Annotated in this window: 14 protein-coding genes; 8 read left to right on the top strand and 6 right to left on the bottom strand. The window is 60.5% G+C overall.

The window, feature by feature from the left end:
* Positions 1–6: 6 nt before the first annotated feature.
* The 3 genes from ACW9I6_RS05945 to ACW9I6_RS05935 are packed head-to-tail and all read right to left on the bottom strand — an operon-like array spanning position 7 to position 2,951.
* Positions 7–1,488, bottom strand: coding sequence for an aldehyde dehydrogenase (locus ACW9I6_RS05945; protein WP_087694300.1), 1,482 nt, complete (start codon positions 1,486–1,488; stop codon positions 7–9).
* Complete coding sequence (locus ACW9I6_RS05940; protein ID WP_102368700.1) at positions 1,485–2,318, bottom strand: alpha/beta fold hydrolase; 834 nt, start codon at positions 2,316–2,318, stop codon at positions 1,485–1,487. Before ACW9I6_RS05940 ends, ACW9I6_RS05945 begins: the two co-directional genes overlap by 4 nt.
* 42 nt (positions 2,319–2,360) lie before the next feature.
* A complete protein-coding gene (locus ACW9I6_RS05935) occupies positions 2,361–2,951 on the bottom strand; it encodes an amino acid synthesis family protein (RefSeq protein ID WP_087694298.1) in 591 nt (196 codons plus the stop codon).
* 278 nt (positions 2,952–3,229) lie between these two features.
* Between ACW9I6_RS05935 and katG the strand changes: the two genes are divergently transcribed.
* Positions 3,230–5,500 carry a catalase/peroxidase HPI gene (katG, locus tag ACW9I6_RS05930; RefSeq protein WP_457339048.1) on the top strand — a complete coding sequence of 757 codons (2,271 nt, stop codon included), beginning with the start codon at positions 3,230–3,232 and terminating at the stop codon, positions 5,498–5,500.
* Positions 5,501–5,544: 44 nt separating this feature from the next.
* On the opposite strand, the gene ACW9I6_RS05925 is transcribed toward katG, so the two are convergent.
* Both ACW9I6_RS05925 and ACW9I6_RS05920 read right to left on the bottom strand, forming a co-directional pair.
* Complete coding sequence (locus ACW9I6_RS05925) at positions 5,545–7,305, bottom strand: sensor domain-containing phosphodiesterase (RefSeq protein ID WP_457339047.1); 1,761 nt, start codon at positions 7,303–7,305, stop codon at positions 5,545–5,547.
* Between the two features lie 216 nt (positions 7,306–7,521).
* A complete protein-coding gene (locus ACW9I6_RS05920; RefSeq protein WP_457339046.1) occupies positions 7,522–8,361 on the bottom strand; it encodes an EcsC family protein in 840 nt (279 codons plus the stop codon).
* 163 nt (positions 8,362–8,524) lie between these two features.
* Between ACW9I6_RS05920 and ACW9I6_RS05915 the strand changes: the two genes are divergently transcribed.
* The 7 genes from ACW9I6_RS05915 to ACW9I6_RS05885 all read left to right on the top strand — a co-directional run bounded on the left by ACW9I6_RS05915 (position 8,525) and on the right by ACW9I6_RS05885 (position 17,015).
* A complete protein-coding gene (locus ACW9I6_RS05915; RefSeq protein WP_457339045.1) occupies positions 8,525–9,652 on the top strand; it encodes an alpha/beta hydrolase family protein in 1,128 nt (375 codons plus the stop codon).
* Between the two features lie 141 nt (positions 9,653–9,793).
* Positions 9,794–10,663 (top strand): isocitrate lyase/PEP mutase family protein, encoded by an 870-nt coding sequence (locus ACW9I6_RS05910; RefSeq protein ID WP_003208921.1) that lies wholly within the window; start codon positions 9,794–9,796, stop codon positions 10,661–10,663.
* 345 nt (positions 10,664–11,008) lie between these two features.
* Complete coding sequence (locus ACW9I6_RS05905) at positions 11,009–13,018, top strand: ATP-binding cassette domain-containing protein (protein ID WP_177437412.1); 2,010 nt, start codon at positions 11,009–11,011, stop codon at positions 13,016–13,018.
* Between the two features lie 8 nt (positions 13,019–13,026).
* Complete coding sequence (locus tag ACW9I6_RS05900; protein ID WP_371928442.1) at positions 13,027–14,076, top strand: ABC transporter substrate-binding protein; 1,050 nt, start codon at positions 13,027–13,029, stop codon at positions 14,074–14,076.
* Entirely contained in the window at positions 14,073–14,993 is a 921-nt protein-coding gene (locus ACW9I6_RS05895; RefSeq protein WP_134326252.1) for a homocysteine S-methyltransferase family protein, read from the top strand. The genes ACW9I6_RS05900 and ACW9I6_RS05895 overlap by 4 nt, the downstream gene beginning before the upstream one ends.
* Positions 14,990–15,445, top strand: coding sequence for a peptide-methionine (S)-S-oxide reductase MsrA (gene msrA / locus ACW9I6_RS05890; protein WP_017475382.1), 456 nt, complete (start codon positions 14,990–14,992; stop codon positions 15,443–15,445). The genes ACW9I6_RS05895 and msrA overlap by 4 nt, the downstream gene beginning before the upstream one ends.
* A 40-nt stretch (positions 15,446–15,485) precedes the next feature.
* Positions 15,486–17,015: a GNAT family N-acetyltransferase gene (locus ACW9I6_RS05885; RefSeq protein ID WP_457339044.1), complete on the top strand. Its 1,530-nt coding sequence runs from the start codon at positions 15,486–15,488 to the stop codon at positions 17,013–17,015.
* 2 nt (positions 17,016–17,017) lie between these two features.
* Here the strand turns inward: ACW9I6_RS05885 and ACW9I6_RS05880 are convergent, their stop codons facing one another.
* Positions 17,018–17,569: a GNAT family N-acetyltransferase gene (locus ACW9I6_RS05880; protein WP_177036940.1), complete on the bottom strand. Its 552-nt coding sequence runs from the start codon at positions 17,567–17,569 to the stop codon at positions 17,018–17,020.
* Between the last annotated feature and the right edge of the window lie 195 nt (positions 17,570–17,764).

Below are 17,764 nucleotides of genomic sequence, written 5' to 3'. Positions count from 1 at the left end.
GGTCTCTTAACGCATCACAAAAGGATCAGGCATGGGCGCCTGGGAAAGGTTGATCCACACCGTCTTCAGCTCGGTGTAAGCCAGTACTGAATCGATGCCACTTTCACGTCCATAGCCGCTGTTCTTGAAGCCGCCAATGGGCGCCATGGCCGAGACGGCGCGGTAGGTGTTGACCCAGATAATCCCCGAACGCACGTCGCGGGCCAGGCGGTGGGCACGACCGAGGTCGCGGGTCCAGATGCCGGCGGCGAGGCCGAACTGAGAGTCGTTGGCGATGGCCAGGGCTTCGGCTTCGTCCTTGAAACGGATGACCGAGGCCACTGGGCCGAACACTTCTTCCTGCATGATCTTCATCGAGTTGCGGTCGCACTCGAACAGGGTCGGCTCATAGAACCAGCCTTCGCCCAGGTTCTGCGGACGCTTGCCACCGGTACGCAGGCGCGCACCTTCAGCGATGGCATCCGCCACCAGGCCTTCGACCACGGCCAGTTGCTGTGCGGTGGCCATGGGGCCCATTTCACTGGCGTCGTCCTGCGGGTTGCCGATGCGAATGCGTTTGGCGCGCTCTACCAGGCGCTCGACGAATTCGTCGTAGATTTCATCCTGCACCAGCAGGCGCGAGCCAGACACACAGCTTTGCCCCGACGCCGCGTATATCCCGGCAATCGCACCATTGATGGCGCTGTCGAGGTCGGCATCGGCAAAGATGATGTTCGGTGACTTGCCGCCCAGTTCCAGCGACAGCTTGGCGAAGTTCTCGGCGCTGCTGCGTACTACGTGCCGCGCCGTGGCTGCGCCGCCGGTAAAGGCGATCTTGCGCACCAAAGGGTGGCGGGTGAGGGCGGCGCCGGTGCTTGGGCCGTAGCCAGTCACCACATTGACCACGCCCGGCGGAATGCCAGCCTCCAGGGCCAGGCGCGCCAGTTCGAGGATGGTCGCCGAGGCGTGCTCCGACGGTTTGATCACGATGGTATTACCCGCTGCCAGGGCCGGCGCGAGTTTGATCGCGGTCAAGTACAGCGGGCTGTTCCATGGAATGATCGCGGCCACCACGCCCATGGCTTCGTGCACGGTGTAGGCGAAGAGGTCCGGCTTGTCCAGCGGCAGGGTGCCGCCCTCAAGCTTGTCGGCCAGGCCTGCCGTGTAATGGAAGAACTCCGGCAGGTAACTGACCTGACCGCGTGTCTCGCGGATCAGCTTGCCATTGTCGCGGCTTTCGAGCTGTGCCAGTTGTTCCTTGTTTTCGGCAATCAAATCTCCCAGGCGGCGCAGCAGTTTGCCCCGCGCGGTAGCGGTGAGGCCACGCCAGGCCGGGCTGTCGAAGGCGCTTTGCGCGGCCTGCACGGCGCGCTCCACATCCGTCTCGTCGGCGTCGGGCAGTTGCGCCCAGGGTTCGGCCAGGGCCGGGTTGAGGCTGTCGAAAGTCTTGCCGGACAGGGCATCGACCCATTCACCGCCGATGCACATCTGGAAGCGTGCGAGTGTCATGCAACGATCCCCTTTATTGGATTTTTTTGGGTGTACACCGTGTCAAGAAAGCCCAGCAGCAGTTGGTTGACCAGCCGCGGCGATTCCACTGGCATCATATGCCGTTGCTCGGCCAGCACTGCAACCGTCGCACCGGGAATGCGATCGGCCAGTTGCCGGGCCATCTCCGGGGTCGAGCCCGGGTCGAGTTCACCGGTGGCGACCAGGGTCGGCGCGCGCAAACCCTTGAGGTCGTCGGCGCGGTACATGTCCTGGGTCGCGAACAGCTCGTACGTGGTGAGGTAGCCCTGGGGGTCGTTGCCCGCCAGGGTTTCACGCAGCGCAGCGATCTGCGCCGGGTTGGCTGCCTGGTACTCGCGGCTGAACCAGCGTGACAGCGCGGCTTCGGCATTCGCATCCGGGCCATGCTCGGCGGCCTGGGCAGTGCGTGCGATCACTCCGGCACGCTGTTCGGCGCTGCGGTTGAACACACTGTTGAGCACCACCAGGCCTTGCAGGCGTTCGGGGTAATGCAAGGCAAACGCCCGCGCAACCAGGCCGCCCATGGAAAACCCGATCACCGTTGCCTGAGGCAGTTGCAGGTGGTCGAGCAGTTCCAGCAACTGGTCGGCATACCCCAGCAGCGGGGTGCCGGCAGCCGGGCGCGGGCTGGCGCCATGGCCCAGCATGTCATAGGTGATCACGCGATAATTCGTGGCCAGGCCAACGACTTGCCCGCCCCACATTTCTTTATTCAGGCCCACGCCGTGGATCAAAACCACAGGCTGGCCTTGGCCGGTCGCCAGATAACTGGTGCCAGCCGGGGTGCGATCAGCGGTGAGCTGAATCATGGAGCGCTCCTGCATGTTTTTTGTTTGGGTGACCGGTCTTGCTTACTGGGCTTTCTCGGCTGCCAGCTCTTCCAGGTCGATGTAACGGTTGCCGATGCGTGGGTGCAGGCGGCCGCCGTCGGCGCACCCAAGGACCACCACGATCTCGTCGGCACGCGGGGAATCTTCTATCTGCATTTCCAAGGTGATGTAGTGCGAGCGCAGCCCTTCGTCATCCTTGTGCATCATCGGGATTTGAATCGATGTGCCCGGGCCACCGCGCTTGTTGGTAAAACTCAGGTAGCTCTTGGCCTTGACCGCTTCGCGGTAGTGGTTGCCAAAGCGCAGGGTATGGATGATTGCCGAGGCGTGTTCGATTTCACCGTCGGCACCGACCACGGCGGCCTTGCCATAGGCTTCGATGTTGTCTGCACCACCGATAATGCCAATCAGGCGCTCCACCATCAGTGCGCCGAGATCCGAGCAGTTGGCACGGATTTCCGGTTTCAGGTCTTCGACAAAACCGCGACCCAGCCACGGGTTTTTCAGGACGACAGCCAGGCCCACCATAGTCACTGGCGTGTCGGAGGCCTTGCCGCCTTCAATAAAGGTTTCTTCTACATAGCTGACGATCTTGCGGATTTCAAAACTCATGGCTGCTCCACCTGGGTGCTGATTGGTTTGTGTATGATGGTATACCATAATACCGCAAGCGCAAGAGCTGCAAGCAAACTGAAGATGGGTTCGCGCGATAAAAGGTCGAGCGGATGGCTTTTTCTGGTCTTGAGATCCCAGTGGCTCTTATGCAGGGCGGGGCCCCAGGACGGCTTTCAATCCCAAGAACAGGTCTATCAGGGGATAACGTTGCAGCTATTAGAGTTTTCTGCGAACGAGGCTAATCTTTGAAAACGTCACTAAAAGGTGTGCCAAGCATGTCAACTGAATCGAAATGCCCTTTCAACCACGCTGCGGGTGGCGGCACCACGAACCGAGACTGGTGGCCCCAGCAACTGAATCTGAAGATCCTGCATCAGCATTCCTCCCTCAGCGACCCTATGGGTGAGGGCTTCGATTACGCCAAGGCGTTCCAGAGCCTTGACTTTGAAGCGGTCAAGCAGGATTTGCGCGATGTCATGACGCAATCCCAGGACTGGTGGCCGGCGGACTTTGGCCATTACGGCCCGCTGTTCATTCGCATGGCCTGGCACAGCGCCGGGACCTACCGTACCGCCGACGGTCGCGGCGGTGCCGGTTCCGGTCAGCAGCGCTTTGCACCGCTCAACAGCTGGCCTGACAACGTCAGCCTGGATAAGGCGCGTCGCCTGATCTGGCCGGTCAAGCAGAAGTACGGCCGGCGGATTTCCTGGGCCGATTTGATCGTACTCACCGGTAACGTCGCGCTGGAGTCCATGGGGTTCAAGACCTTCGGGTTCTCCGGCGGTCGCCCGGATGTCTGGGAGCCGGACGAGGACGTTTACTGGGGCGCCGAGACCACGTGGCTGGGGGGAGAAGAGCGTTACGGCGTGCAAAAGAAAATGCAGCAGCCGGGTGATGGTCCGTTGGTGGCTGAACCGCAGAACCATGGCAACGAAGAAAGCCGCACCGGGGGCGGTGAGCGCAACCTGGAAAATCCCCTCGCCGCTGTGCAGATGGGCTTGATCTACGTGAACCCGGAAGGGCCTGAAGGTGTTCCGGATCCGGTCGCCTCGGCGAAGGATATCCGTGAAACCTTCGGTCGCATGGCGATGAATGACGAAGAGACCGTAGCCCTGATCGCCGGCGGTCACGCCTTCGGCAAGACCCACGGCGCAGGTCCGGCGGATAACGTCGGCCCGGAACCGGAAGCGGCTGGCCTGGAAGAGCAGGGGCTGGGCTGGAAAAACAGCTTCGGCAGCGGCAAGGGCGGTGACACCATCACCAGCGGGCTGGAGGTGACCTGGACTTCGACGCCGACAAGATGGAGCAATGAGTACCTCGAAAACCTCTTCGGCTTTGAATGGGAACTGACCAGGAGCCCGGCGGGCGCCCACCAGTGGACGCCGAAGAACGGTGCTGGCGCCGGCAAGGTTCCGGATGCCCATGACGCCGGCAGGCGGCATGCGCCGAGCATGCTGACCTCGGACCTGGCGCTGCGCTTCGATCCGGCGTACGAGCAGATCTCCCGACGTTTCCTGGCCAACCCGGACCAACTGGCAGACGCCTTTGCCCGTGCCTGGTTCAAGCTTACCCACCGCGACATGGGCCCGCTTGCGCGTTATCTCGGCCCGGAAACCCCCGCGGAAGAGTTGCTGTGGCAGGACCCGATTCCTGCGGTCGATCATCCACTGGTGGATGAGCAGGATGTGGCGGCGCTCAAGCAAAAGATTCTCGCCGCCGGGCTGACGGTCTCGCAGCTGGTTTCGACGGCATGGGCAGCGGCGTCCACCTTCCGCGGCTCCGATAAACGCGGGGGAGCCAATGGCGGGCGCCTGCGCCTGGCTCCGCAGAAGGACTGGGCGGTCAACCAGCCTGAGCAACTGTCGGGCGTACTGAAGCGTCTCGAAGCTATTCAGGGCGACTTCAATACCGCACAGACGGGAGGTAAAAAGATTTCCCTGGCCGATCTGATCGTGCTGGCGGGCAGTGTGGGGGTTGAGCTGGCGGCCAAAAATGCCGGCCGCCAGACCACGGTGCCTTTCACGGCAGGGCGCACGGATGCTTCCCAGGAGCAGACGGATGTCGAGTCGTTCGGTTTCCTTGAACCGGTCGCCGACGGCTTTCGCAACTACCAGAAGGGGCACTACAAGGTGTCGGCCGAAGCGTTGCTGATCGACAAGGCGCAACTGCTGACATTGACCGCACCCGAAATGACGGTGCTGTTGGGCGGACTGCGGGTCTTGGGTCTAAATGTCGGGGAAAGCAAGCACGGGGTGTTCACCGAGCGCCCGGGAACCCTGACCAATGACTTCTTCAGGAACCTGCTGGACATGGGCGTTGAATGGAAGCCAGTCACCGGCACCCACGATACCTTTGAGGCGCATGACCGCAAGACCGGTGCCGTCAAGTGGACGGGCACCCGGGTCGACCTGGTGTTCGGTTCGCATGCCCAGTTGAGGGCGCTGTCCGAGGTCTATGGCAGTGCCGACGCCGAGGAGAAGTTCGTCGAGGACTTCGTGGCGGCCTGGACCAAGGTGATGAATCTGGATCGCTTTGAACTGGCCTGACACTGGCGCCTGACGTTTACAGGCCCACGCTGTGGGCCTGTTCGCTAGCGGCCTGGGCTTATCCAGGTTTCCAGGTCCGTTGCGGTCATGGGCTTTGCTATCAGGTAGCCCTGCGCTTCGGAACATCCCCACTGTATCAAGAGGTCGAGGATTTCCTGGTTTTCTACGCCTTCGGCAACGACTCGGTAGCCGAGCCCTTTCGCCAGGCCTATCAGGGTTTTAACCAACTGCTTGTCATTTTGATTGCTGCCCAGCCCGCTGATCAATGATTGATCCAGCTTGACGGTAGTGGCCGGCAGTTCCTTCAGGTACGCCCAGTTGCTGTAGCCCGTGCCGAAATCATCAACCGCGACCTCTATGCCAATCTGCCGAACGCGCTGCAGTTGCCGGATGACTTCCTCAGGGTTGGTCATCAACATGCTTTCGGTAAACTCAAGTTCAAAGTCGGCAGGGTCAAGGTCATGCCGGTGAAGCTCATCAATCATCGCGTCCACGAACTCGGAGCTTTCCAGATCGCTGACGGTAATGTTCATCGCTATTCGCAGGCGCACGCCTTGTGCTTTCCAGGCTGCGGCTTGCCGGATGATTGCGTTGAGCACCCATAATCCAACGGACGGTATCAACGCGGTTTTTTCGGCCAGGGGGATGAACTCGGCAGGGCTGATGGGGCCAAGCAACGGATGGGTCCAGCGTAGCAATGCCTCTACCGAATCACAGCTTCCCGAGGGCAGTTTGACTTTGGGCTGATACACCAGGCTGAACTGTTTGTCGCAGCTGACCGCTTCCGGCAACGAACTCAGCAACATGAAAGCGCGTTGCTGAGCCGCATCAAACTGGGGTTCATAAAGAGACCAGCCCAGCTTGCGGTCACGCGCCTCATCTGCCGCACTCACCAGCAGGCGTAGCCAGTCTTGCGGGCCGGAATGGTGAATGGGCAGCACGCCAATCCCGACTTGCATGAGGATGGGGATGCCGTGGCATTCAACAGGCTTTTTGAAGTCCTTGAGAATACTTTCGCAGATGTGCTCGGTGGTTTGATTCTCCTCTAGGATGAAGCCAAACCGCGTCGGGCTGATTTTGTAAAGCAGGCACTGCGCGGGTAACAGGTTTTGCAGGCGAGATTTGATCGCCAGAACCAGGTCTCCGGCAAAGCTGTAGCCCAGGGCCTTTACAATATCGTTGAGAAACTTTGGCGAGATAATGTCAACTGCGTACACATGGCACGCGTTTTCAAGCTTAAGCGCTTGACGTATATCTTCCTCAAGCCTGAGTCGATTGAATAGCCCCGTGGGTTGGTCTACGAAGTTGCGGGACCGCATGCCCTGTATGCGCATCATGACCAGCTCGGCAAAGTCGTTGAGCATTGCACTGTCACGCTCGCTCATGGGAGGGCGGGGGACAGTATCAATGATGCAGAGACTTCCCAGGGTAAAGCCATCCTCCGTGATCAATGGCGCGCCCGCGTAATAACGAATATGCGGCGGCCCCGTGACCAGGGGATTGTCTTTGAAGCGGGCATCCAGCGTTGCGTCCGACACCTCCAGCAGGGCGTTGTCCAGGGTAGAGTAGGCGCAAAAAGACACTTCTCGCGGTGTCTGCGTTTCTGTAATTCCCACGCGTGCCCTGAACCATTGCCGGTGTTTATCGACAATTGAAATCAGTGCGATGGGGGCGTTGTAATAGGCAGACGCCATCTCGACGATCTTTTCAAATACATCATCACTATCGCTGTCGGTTGGACAAAATTTCGCGACCTCTTTTAGCCGTTCAATTTCATTCGGCGGAATAGGAGCGCCTTCGCCCATGACAATCCTCAAAGTGGTTATGTTCGTACAACAAGGTATCAGACAGTGCCATCATTATGATGTTGTTTTTCTATTCATCAGATAGCTCAAGGGTATGGCGTCCGGGTGATCTCTTCCTGCGTATCTCCCTAATTCTTGCGCCCTCGGGATGAATGTACGCGCGGGGCAGCGAAGTGGATGCACGGCATTAAAAATTTTTCCGGCATTTCCGCGCTTTTAGTTCACCCGGGGCGCCGCCTTTATGGCCATGTACGCATCCTTGATGGGCTCAAAACCATATTTCTCTTCCAGCCGTTTCACGATGAAGTGCCCCCGCGCCATGTCCTGGTAGAAGTGGGTGAACAGCGTATTGATCGTCGCCCCGGTAAAGGCGCCCATCACCGGAACGGCCTGGGCTGCGAACTTGCTGGAAATGGTAAAGCCAAAACGTGTCGCGACTTTATCGATGAGGATCGCCAGCCATTTCCCGGCTTGGCCCGGGGACAAGCTGCTGATGGCCTTGGAGCCCTGCTTGGTGGCGATCCCCGCCAGTTCCTTGGACAGTTGTTGCATGGCCTGGGTGGTGAAGCTGCGGGTCATGTAGTAACCGGTCTCCGTTGCATCGTCGGCCTGGCTGGTGCCACCCATGGCAAACACCTCGATGCAGGCTTGTTTGGTCGAAAAGTCGCCCAGGTCGAAACCCTCGCTGCGCGCCACGTCGGCGACCGCGCGCATCATGATGGTGGTGGAGATCGGCAGCTCGATAAACAGCGCCGCGAAACCGAAGGCCCCGCCGATGGCGCCCGAGGTGGCCGCAAAAGCCTTGTGCAGCCGGGTCGAGGCCGGTTTTTTCGGACTGTTGTCCAGGCTTTTCAGCGCCGCGCCGGCGGATGAATGCAGCGCTGCCGCCACCGCGCCATTGATCCGTTTGGAAACCACCCCCGGCAATGCCTTTACCGCGCTTTCAATCGGGGAGCCGATCATGCCGGACAGCCTGGCCGTCAGGGAGGGTGACTCCAGCAAACCGACGGCCCGCTTGAGATCCTGATAGTCCTCGGGATTGTCTCTGATGCTCACAGGCGTCTCCTTGAAATTTTTCCGGCTTTGATAAAACAAAGACCCGCGAAGAGGGCCATCGTGCCGTCACGCTTTACCCATTCTTTACCTGCGCGGGTGCTGCGTTCGCCGGCGGGTCGGTTAGGCTGCCAGTTACCTTGAACTGAACGGCGGTGTGAATCGAATGAACCTTCAACCTCGGTACTGGCTGGCGGTGAGCGCCCTGGTGGGCAGCCTGGGATTGATTGCGGGGTGTGCGGGCGATCCGCCAAACCCGCGGGCCGAATTCAGCGAGCGGGTCAACAAGGAACTGAGCACCGCGTATCAACCGTCCCATTATGAAACGTCCGGCTGGGGCGCGACCTGGCAGCTCGACAAGCAATCGGTGAACGTTGCGTGGCTGGCACCGGTGACCCATGAGCGCCTGCCGCTGATTATCTACTTGCCGGGTTTGGGTGAGCCGGCCTCGGGCGGGGTGGCGTGGCGCAAGGCTTGGGCGCAGGCCGGTTATGCGGTGTTGTCGGTTCAGGAACCCGCCCATGATCAGTCGATCTTTGCCTCGCAGCAGGCGTTATATGGCGACTTTCGCGGGATGGCGAGCAGTCATTACTCCGCCGCCGCCCTGCGTGACAGGCTGTCGACCTTGCAGAAAGTCCTGGGCGAAGTTCGGGCACGGGCCGCCAAAGGCGACGCGCAACTGGCGGCCATCGACTGGAACCAGGTGGTGGTGGCCGGCTTTGATTTTGGCGCGCAGACCGCTGAGGCACTCGCCGGGGCGCTGGAGCCCGGGGCCACCCCGGGCGTCGGGATTCAACCCAAGGCGGTGTTGCTGCTCAGCCCTTATGTGGACGCCGATGCCCGGCCGGACGTGTTTGCCCGGATAACGGCGCCCGTGCTGTCGATGACCGGCCAGCAGGATGAAGATCCGTTCAACTGGGTCAGCTCTTACCGTCAGCGAGAGGTGTTGGGCGAGTCGGTGACAGCGGCGGGCAGTGTTCAGCTGGAGTTGAACAGTGCGACGCACAAGACCTTGTCCGGGAGCGAGCTGTTCAGCCGGCCGGCGAAAAGGACCGACAAGGGCAGTGCTTCGTCTGGCGACGCGCCCAAGGGTCGAGGGCACAAGCACGGCGCCAAACCTGGCGGCGGCGGCCCGATGGCGGGCGAACCGGCGCCGGACCCCAAGCAGGTGGCCGCGATTCAGGCCATGGGTGTGGCGTTCCTGGATAGCCGGGTCAAACACAATCCCGCCGCCACCGAATGGTTGCAACAGGGCGCGTCAACCTGGCTGGGTGAGGCGGGACGGTTGAAGTAATGGCGGCGCTCTTCCCCCGCCAAGCGTGATGTATAAGTTTCTCAAACGTCATCAACCATCTTTTTCCGGCGTGATACGCTAGCCTTACTTTTGAATTGGCACTGGTCGTTCCCGCGTATACGGCGACAGTGAGGAGTGAACATGTCGAAAATTTCCCACCAGGATCTACGGCGCTCGTTTCGCGAGCTGCTGGCCTCCCAACACTGCTTTCACACCGCCTCGGTGTTCGACCCGATGTCCGCCAGGATCGCTGCAGACCTGGGCTTCGAAGTCGGCATCCTGGGAGGCTCGGTGGCGTCATTACAGGTCCTGGCTGCACCGGACTTCGCGCTGATTACCCTGAGTGAGTTCGTCGAGCAGGCCACCCGCATCGGCCGGGTGGCGCAGCTTCCGGTGATCGCCGACGCCGACCACGGCTACGGAAATGCACTGAACGTGATGCGCACCGTCCAGGAACTGGAGCGTGCTGGCGTCTCGGCGCTGACCATTGAAGATACCCTGCTGCCCGCGCAGTTCGGGCGTAAATCCACCGATCTCATCAGCACGGAAGAGGGCGTGGGCAAGGTCAAGGCAGCCCTGGAGGCGCGGGTCGATCCGCAGCTTTCGATCATCGCGCGGACCAACGCCGCCGTGTTGCCAGTGGAAGACGTTATCCATCGCACCAAGGCGTATCAAGAGGCTGGCGCAGACGGCATCTGCATGGTGGGTGTCCGTGACTTCGACCACCTTGAACAGATCGCCGAAGGCCTGACGGTCCCGTTGATGCTGGTGACCTACGCCAACCCGCATCTCAATGACAACGAACGCCTGGCCAAATTGGGTGTGCGGATTGTGGTTGCCGGGCACGGCGCGTACTTCGCCTCGATCAAGGCCACCTACGACAGCCTTCGCGAACAGCGCAACCTCACGCGCAGCACGTCAAACCTGACCGCCAGCGAACTGACCCACACCTACACGTTCCCCGACACCTACGTGAGTTGGGCCAAGGAGTTCATGGATGTTCAAGAGTAGAGCCTGCCAGGCGTCAGGCGTTACGCGACAGAAACTGAAAAAGGACCTCTGAAAAGAGGTCCTTTTTTTTCGTCTGCACAAACGTATTTCTTCGTGGGTTGCCACCGTCGACAGCGTCCGAACCGCAGCGCTTAAGCTAATGCAAAAAAGGTATTTATTCCTACTTTTTAAGATCGTTTAGCTTTATGCCCACGGAAGGTGTTGCGCTTCAAGCGCAGCGCTTTTTTTTGCGTTTGGCTACCTGGAGCTACTGTGACAATCATTCAATCCCCGTTGGCGACTGCCTGGGTCGCGCCTTCCCGACACCCTGAGGGGGGCGGAGACGATCATGCGAATGACGGTGACGTGGTGCTTGAACTGCGAAACATCACCAAGGCTTATGCGCGAAAAGACGCGTCGGCGCTGCCAGCCGTCAGCAATATCAACTTGAAGGTACGCCGCGGAGAAGTCCTCTGCCTGATGGGCACCTCCGGCAGTGGCAAGTCGACGTTGCTGCGGCACATCAACCGCTTGATCGAGCCCACCAGTGGCGAGGTGTTGATTGAAGGCGAGGCCATCAGCGAGCTGAGCAGCAAGGCCTTGCGTGCATTGCGCTCGCGCCGTATCGGCATGGTGTTTCAGCATTTTGGCCTGTTACCCCACCGTACGGTTCTGGACAACGTCGCGTTGCCGTTGGAATTGCGCGGGGAACCCGAGTCGGTTCGGCACGCGGCTGCCATCACTCAGCTGAAGGCCGTAGGGTTGGACGGTTGGGGAGAGCATTATCCCCACGAGCTTTCCGGAGGCATGCAGCAACGCGTCGGGTTGGCCCGGGCGCTGGTGACGCAGCCCGATATCCTGCTGATGGACGAGCCTTTCAGCGCACTCGACCCCACCATCCGCCGCGATTTGCAGCGTCATTTCCTGACCCTGGCACGTGAGCGCGGGATCAGCACCTTGTTGGTCACCCACGACCCGGCAGAAGCCATCCTGCTGGCCGATCGTATTGCCGTGCTACGCAAAGGCCGATTGGTGCAAGTGGGCACTCCGGCGCAGTTGCTTGAGCGTCCTGCCGATGCAGAAGTCGCGGATTTTTTCCGCGACTGCACGCCCACGCCATCCCCGGTGCAACAGGTTGCCAGCGTCCGCCTCCAGGCTCCCGATGCCGAGCCTCGTGAGCAACATGCCAGCCCCGGTCTGCGCGGCTGGCAAGCGCTTCTGCTGGGGCCGGCAGCGCTGGCTGCCCGTGGCAGGGGCGGCTGGTTCTGGCTGACCTTCGCCGCCGAGCTTGCCGCTTTGACCTTCCTGGTCAAAGGCATTATCAGCGGTGCGTGGCTCGCAGTGCTGGCCGCCATGGCGGTGCTTGGTGCCAGCCGTTTCCTGGCCGTTTCCCCCAGCCGTCAGCCGGTGCGCCGCACCGTATCGGGTTGGGGGCTGCCGTTGTTGGTACTGCTTGCCAGTGAGGCGTTGGTGGTCTGGCGAGTCATCACACCGGACACCCGTAGCGCGTTGCTTCAGTTTCCGGCAAACCGCCAAGCGTTGCTGTTTGCAGCAGACAGTATCGACCAGTTCATTGGTTGGTCTCAGGTGACCTTCGAGGGCGCATTTGTCGGGGTGATTGTCGCCGTCCGCACCGTCATCGAGGGCATCGAAAACCTGCTGGGATGGTTGCCATGGTCAGTCTCGGCATTGGCGCTGGTGTTGTTGGCCTGGCGTTCGGCCGGCCTGGCGCTGGCACTGACGAGCAGCGCTGCGTTGCTGTACATCGGGCTGTTCGGTTTCTGGGAGCGCACCATCGCCACGCTGGCACTGGTGGGCTCGTCGGTACTGATCGCGCTGGTCATCGGCGTGCCCACCGGCATCCTCCTGGCGAAACGACCGCTGTTTCGCCGCGTGGTAACGCCGTTGCTGGATGTGATGCAGACGCTGCCCACCTTTGTGTACCTGATTCCCGCCGTGGCGTTCTTCTCGGTGGGCAAGACGCCGGCGGTCATCGCGACGGTGATTTTTGCCTTGGCACCGATGATTCGCCTGACATCGCTGGGGATCCAGGAAGTCCCCAAGGATGCCGTCGAGGCTGCTGTCGCCCATGGCGCCAGCCCCTGGCAAACCCTGATCAAGGTCCAGTTGCCACTGGCTCGCCGTTCCTTGTTGCTGGGCATCAACCAAACCATCGTCATGAGCCTGTCGATGGTCGTGGTCGCTGCGCTGATCGGCGCCGGAGGCCTGGGTTATGACGTGATGACGGCGCTGCGCAACATCAAGGGCGGCGAGGGCATGCTGGCCGGTGTCGCGATTGTGCTGTGTGCGCTTATCCCGGACCGAATCATTCAATCGAGCTTGCGCAAGCAAGATCACCTGCACAACCCATCGTGAGATTTATCGTGAACACACCCTTATCGCGCCGCCTGGGCGCCGCCGCACTGCTGGCCTCCCTGATTCTCTCCCCGACGGTTTCCGCCAAGGACAAAATTGTCATTGGCGAGCAGAACTGGACGGGCGCAATCGCCATTCAGCACATTCTTGGGGAAGTCATCGAAAGCCGCCTGAACGGTGATGTGTCGTACCTGGCCGGGGACGTGCCGGTGCTGTTCAGTGCTGCCGCAAAAGGCGATGGCGCGGTGGATGTGCTGACCGACATCTGGTTGCCCAACCAGTCGGCAGCATGGGCCCGATACGTGACGGGCGGCACCCGTTCACTGGTGCCGAACGACCACCCTTATGCCGGCGAGCAAGGGTTTTACATCCCGGGCTATATCCAGGACAAATACGGTGTGAAATCGGTCTACGACCTGAAAAAACCGGAAGTGGCCAAGCTGTTCGAGCCGCTGGGCGGTGGCGAGGCACAGCTACTGGTGGGCCCGGCGGGCTGGGAGTCGACCTATATTGGCCAGATCAAGGCCAAGGATTATGGGTTCGCCGATCAATTCGAGGCGGTGTCCACCGAGGCCTCTGTGACCTACGCCAAGCTGGCGGCGGCGTACAAGGCCCAACGCGGCGTGGTGTTTTACGCCTACACCCCGGACTGGATCTTCTCGGCCTTTGACCTGCGCCGTCTGGAAGAACCGGCGTTCGACGGTTATGCCCAGGACAACAAAAAGGATGACCCGCTGTACAAGGCCGATGGCTGCTGGAAATTTATCAGCCCGACGGTCGACCCGGACTGGTTGAACAAGAGCCAGATCACCTGCGCCTTCCCGGACGCCAAGGTCTACGTACTGGCGTCAACGGCTTTGCAGAAGCGCGCGCCAAAAATTGCCGAATTCCTGCGTAATTTCTCGATTGAACCGGCGCAACTCAATGGTCTGATCCTGAAGATCGAAAAAGAAAAACTCCCGGCAGATGCCGCGGCCAAGGCCTGGGTCCAGGCGAACACGGCCACGGTTGATCAATGGTTGGCTCCGTCGGCGCAAAAAGTGAGTACAAACCCATGAGCCAGATTGCTGTGCGCCTGCTCGATGGCGGCATGGGCCGGGAGTTGAAACGCATCGGAGCGCCGTTCCGCCAGCCTGAATGGTCGGCACTGGCGTTGATCGAGGCGCCGGAGTTTGTGCTCCAGGCTCACGGAGCATTCATTGCTGCCGGTGCCCGGATCATCACCACCAACAGTTATGCCGTGGTGCCGTTTCATATCGGGGATGCACGCTTTGCCGAGCAGGGGCGTCTGCTGGCGGAGCGGGCAGGGCGCCTGGCGCGTCAGGCGGCATCCGCGAGTGGCGAGCCAGTGGCGGTCGCGGGCTCGTTGCCACCGGCCCTGGGCTCCTATCGGCCTGACCTGTTTGATCATCAACGCTCGGTCGCGATCCATCGCGAGCTGATCGACGGGCTGCAAGCCCATGTGGATGTCTGGCTGGCGGAGACCCAGAGTTCGACTGCTGAAGTTCGAGCGGTCGTTGAGGCGTTGGGCGCGCAATCCAAGCCGCTTTGGGTATCGTTTACGCTGCTGGATGAAACGGATGGGCCCGCGCGGCTGCGTTCCACCGAATCGGTGGGCGACGCCGTACGTGTGGCGGCACAATTGGGCGCGCAGGCGGTACTCTTCAATTGCAGCCAGCCGGAAGTCATGGCGGCGGCGCTCACCGAGGCCCGGCTTGTGATTCAAAGCCTTGGTCAAAGCCTTGAGCTGGGGGTTTACGCCAACGCGTTTCCTCCCGTCAACACAGAGGCCAAGGCGAATAGCACGTTGCTGGAAATTCGTAGTGACCTGGGCCCCGAGTCTTACCTGGAGTGGTCCAGAACCTGGGTCGAGGCGGGTGCGACCCTCGTTGGCGGCTGCTGCGGCATCGGGCCCGAGCACATCGCGCAGTTGCACCTGCACCTGATACCGCAAACAGAGGTGGCTGGAAAATGAGTGAGCATGATGTGGTTGAGCAGGCGACCTTTGGCGCCGGCTGTTTCTGGGGCGCGCAGGCGTCCTTCAACGGCTTGCCCGGCGTGCTCGACAGTCGGGTCGGTTTTGCCCGGTCATCCCAAGGTGACTCACCGCTGATCGAAGTGGTGCAAGTTGACTTCGATGCGAGGGTGATACCCTTCACCCAACTGGTATCGCACTTCTGGACGTTGCACGATCCCACGTCAGTAGATCGCCAAGGTGCAGATATTGGGGTGAAATACCGTTCAGCGGTATTTTTTACCACAGCTCAACAGGCCCAACTGGCGCTGGTTGCCAAACAAAAGCTGGATGCTTCGGGACAGTTGGGCAAACCAGTGGCGACCGTGATTGTGCCACTGGCTGAATTTCAGCTGGCCGATGAAGAGCATCAGAACTATCTGGAAAAGCACGGCGGCACTTGCTCAATCTGACTGTATTCGAACACACCACTTGAGGCTTGAATCGACTTCCATGACGGATAACGCCCAACACCCCAAGCTGGCATTCAGGCCGGTGAACCTGGATGCGCATCTCGACGTTTGTGTACGTTTCGCCATAGACGCTCAAATTTGCGCCTTCGGGTCGGCAGAACGCTTTCACACAAGCGATGGCAAAGGGACCGAACGTTACGCCGACTGGCTAAGGACCAAGTCGACGGACTTGCCAGGCAGCGTTGTACACGTGTGGCTGGGCGAAGACATCATTGGCCAGATTGAGATGGGCCGGGCGCCGGAGGATTTGACGGTAGGCTACGTGAGCCTTTTTTATCTGGTTCACGATATGCGCGGGCGAGGGCTGGGTAAGTTGCTGGAGGCCTACGCCTGGTCATTTTTGAGCGGGTTGGGTTGTGAGTCACTGCGGCTGTCCGCGACGCCGACCAATACACAGGCACGGCTCTTTTACGAACGGGGTGGCTGGCAAAATTCGGGGCCTCGCAAGGAGGCTCCCCATGTTTGCTTATTCCATAAAAAAGCCAGTGCCGAAGGTGCAGGCCTGCCCGTTGTGATCAACCCGGACGACTATCTGGAAACCGAGTTCGGCAGGGAGTTCACACCTGAGCGCAATCGCCAGGCATGGCAGCTCGCGTATACGCGGTTGAGGCACGAGCTGTCACAGGCGGCAAAGGGCACTCATGTCTACGTGGTCATGGGCGTGCAGGGGGCGGGCAAGTCTCGCTGGGTGTCGGAAAACCTCGGTCGGCTGGGACGTCGGGCAATTGTCTTTGATGCCGCCCTGCCTGCGCGGCGTCATCGGCAGGAGCTACTGTCCATCGCGAGGGACTATGCAGTCCCGGTGATCGGCATCCTGGTGAGCGCACCGCTGGAGCTGGCGCTGGCGCGAAATGCCCAACGCAATGCTGACAAAAAGGTGCCGGAGGACGCGCTGAAAAGCGTGTTCAGCATGCTCGAGCCACCCGGTGAAGACGAAGGATTCGTCTGGGTGCAAACCATTGAACAACAGGCGCCGCTGCCCACAACCCTGCAAACTGACCGGATGACCCTGGTTGCGCCCGACGTGGCGCTCGCTGAAAAACTCGCCGATGCCTTGAACGCCAGCTACGCGCTGCACCGCCGGTTTCTCGTGTGGAGCAAGCCGCACTGGACGCTGGAGGACACGCAGGAAAGCCTGCAGCGCTCGGCAAAAGACTTCGATGCGCCTGTCGGGGAGAAACGGTATTTCCTGTTATCTCGCGACGAGCCCCAGGCATTGGTGGGCTGTATCGGCCTGCTGCCGCTGGCCGATGAGATTCACAGCTACGAAGTTGGCTATTGGGGCAATCAGGCACACGCCGGTCATGGGCTGATGAGGGAGGCATTGACCGCTCTGGTTTCGCAGTTGAGCGGGCACACACTGCGCCTGACCACTTCTTCGGCGAACATATCCAGTCAACGACTGGCTGAGGCAACGGGGTTTGAATGGGTGGAAACCCTTCAAGGCGCGCGGCGCTGCGAGTACTTCGGCGTACGCGATACGCTGGTTTACCGCCGGACCGCGCGCTGACCCTAAAGGTACTCACACTCCCCACGCAGCAGCGAAAGCTGAACCAGGTCTTGATGAGCTGCGTTCCAGTAACCCGCCTGCCTCAACGTTCCTTCACGCACGAACCCGGCTTTCTCAAGCAGGTTCAGTGACCGAGCGTTGTCAGGATGAACCAGCGCCTCGATCCTGTTGAGTTCCATGTGCTGGAACGCCCATCGAAGGGCGGCGTAAACCGCCTCCTTCATGAGCCCCTGTCCCTGTGCCGATTGCGCCATCTCAAACCCGATGGCACAACTGCGCCACATACGATTCCATTTGAAGAAACCACAGGTGCCGATCAGCGCTGCCGTGGCTATGTCTTCAATCCCCCAGCGAATCCCCGGATTGGGTGAGGTGCGCCAACTGGCAAACAGCTCGATCAGTTGCTCCGCTTGATGAGGCTCGGTGATTGGGTCGGCACCGAACCACTTCATTGCTTCAGCGTCGCTATGAATCGCAAACAACCCCACCGCATCCTCCTGTGTAAGTTCTCTGAGGGTCAGGCGTTCGGTTTTGAGAGTCGGAAAATCGGACACTGCGGGCGTCACCTTTTAGAAAAACGATTCGCTAAGGTGTGTCGTGCGGAATAAAAAATCAATCTGTTCAGTGGTGACGCAGGGCGTCACGGGATACGAACACACGCTCCTGATCAACTGAGATCAACTGAGATCAACTGTGGGAGCTGTCGAGCCCCAGCGAGGCTGCGATGCAGGCGCCGCGGTCTGGCAGGT

This window comes from Pseudomonas sp. SDO5522_S412 (assembly GCF_054071215.1).
Note: the sequence above shows the minus strand (reverse complement) of the source record. Positions and strands in the feature narration are given on the sequence as shown.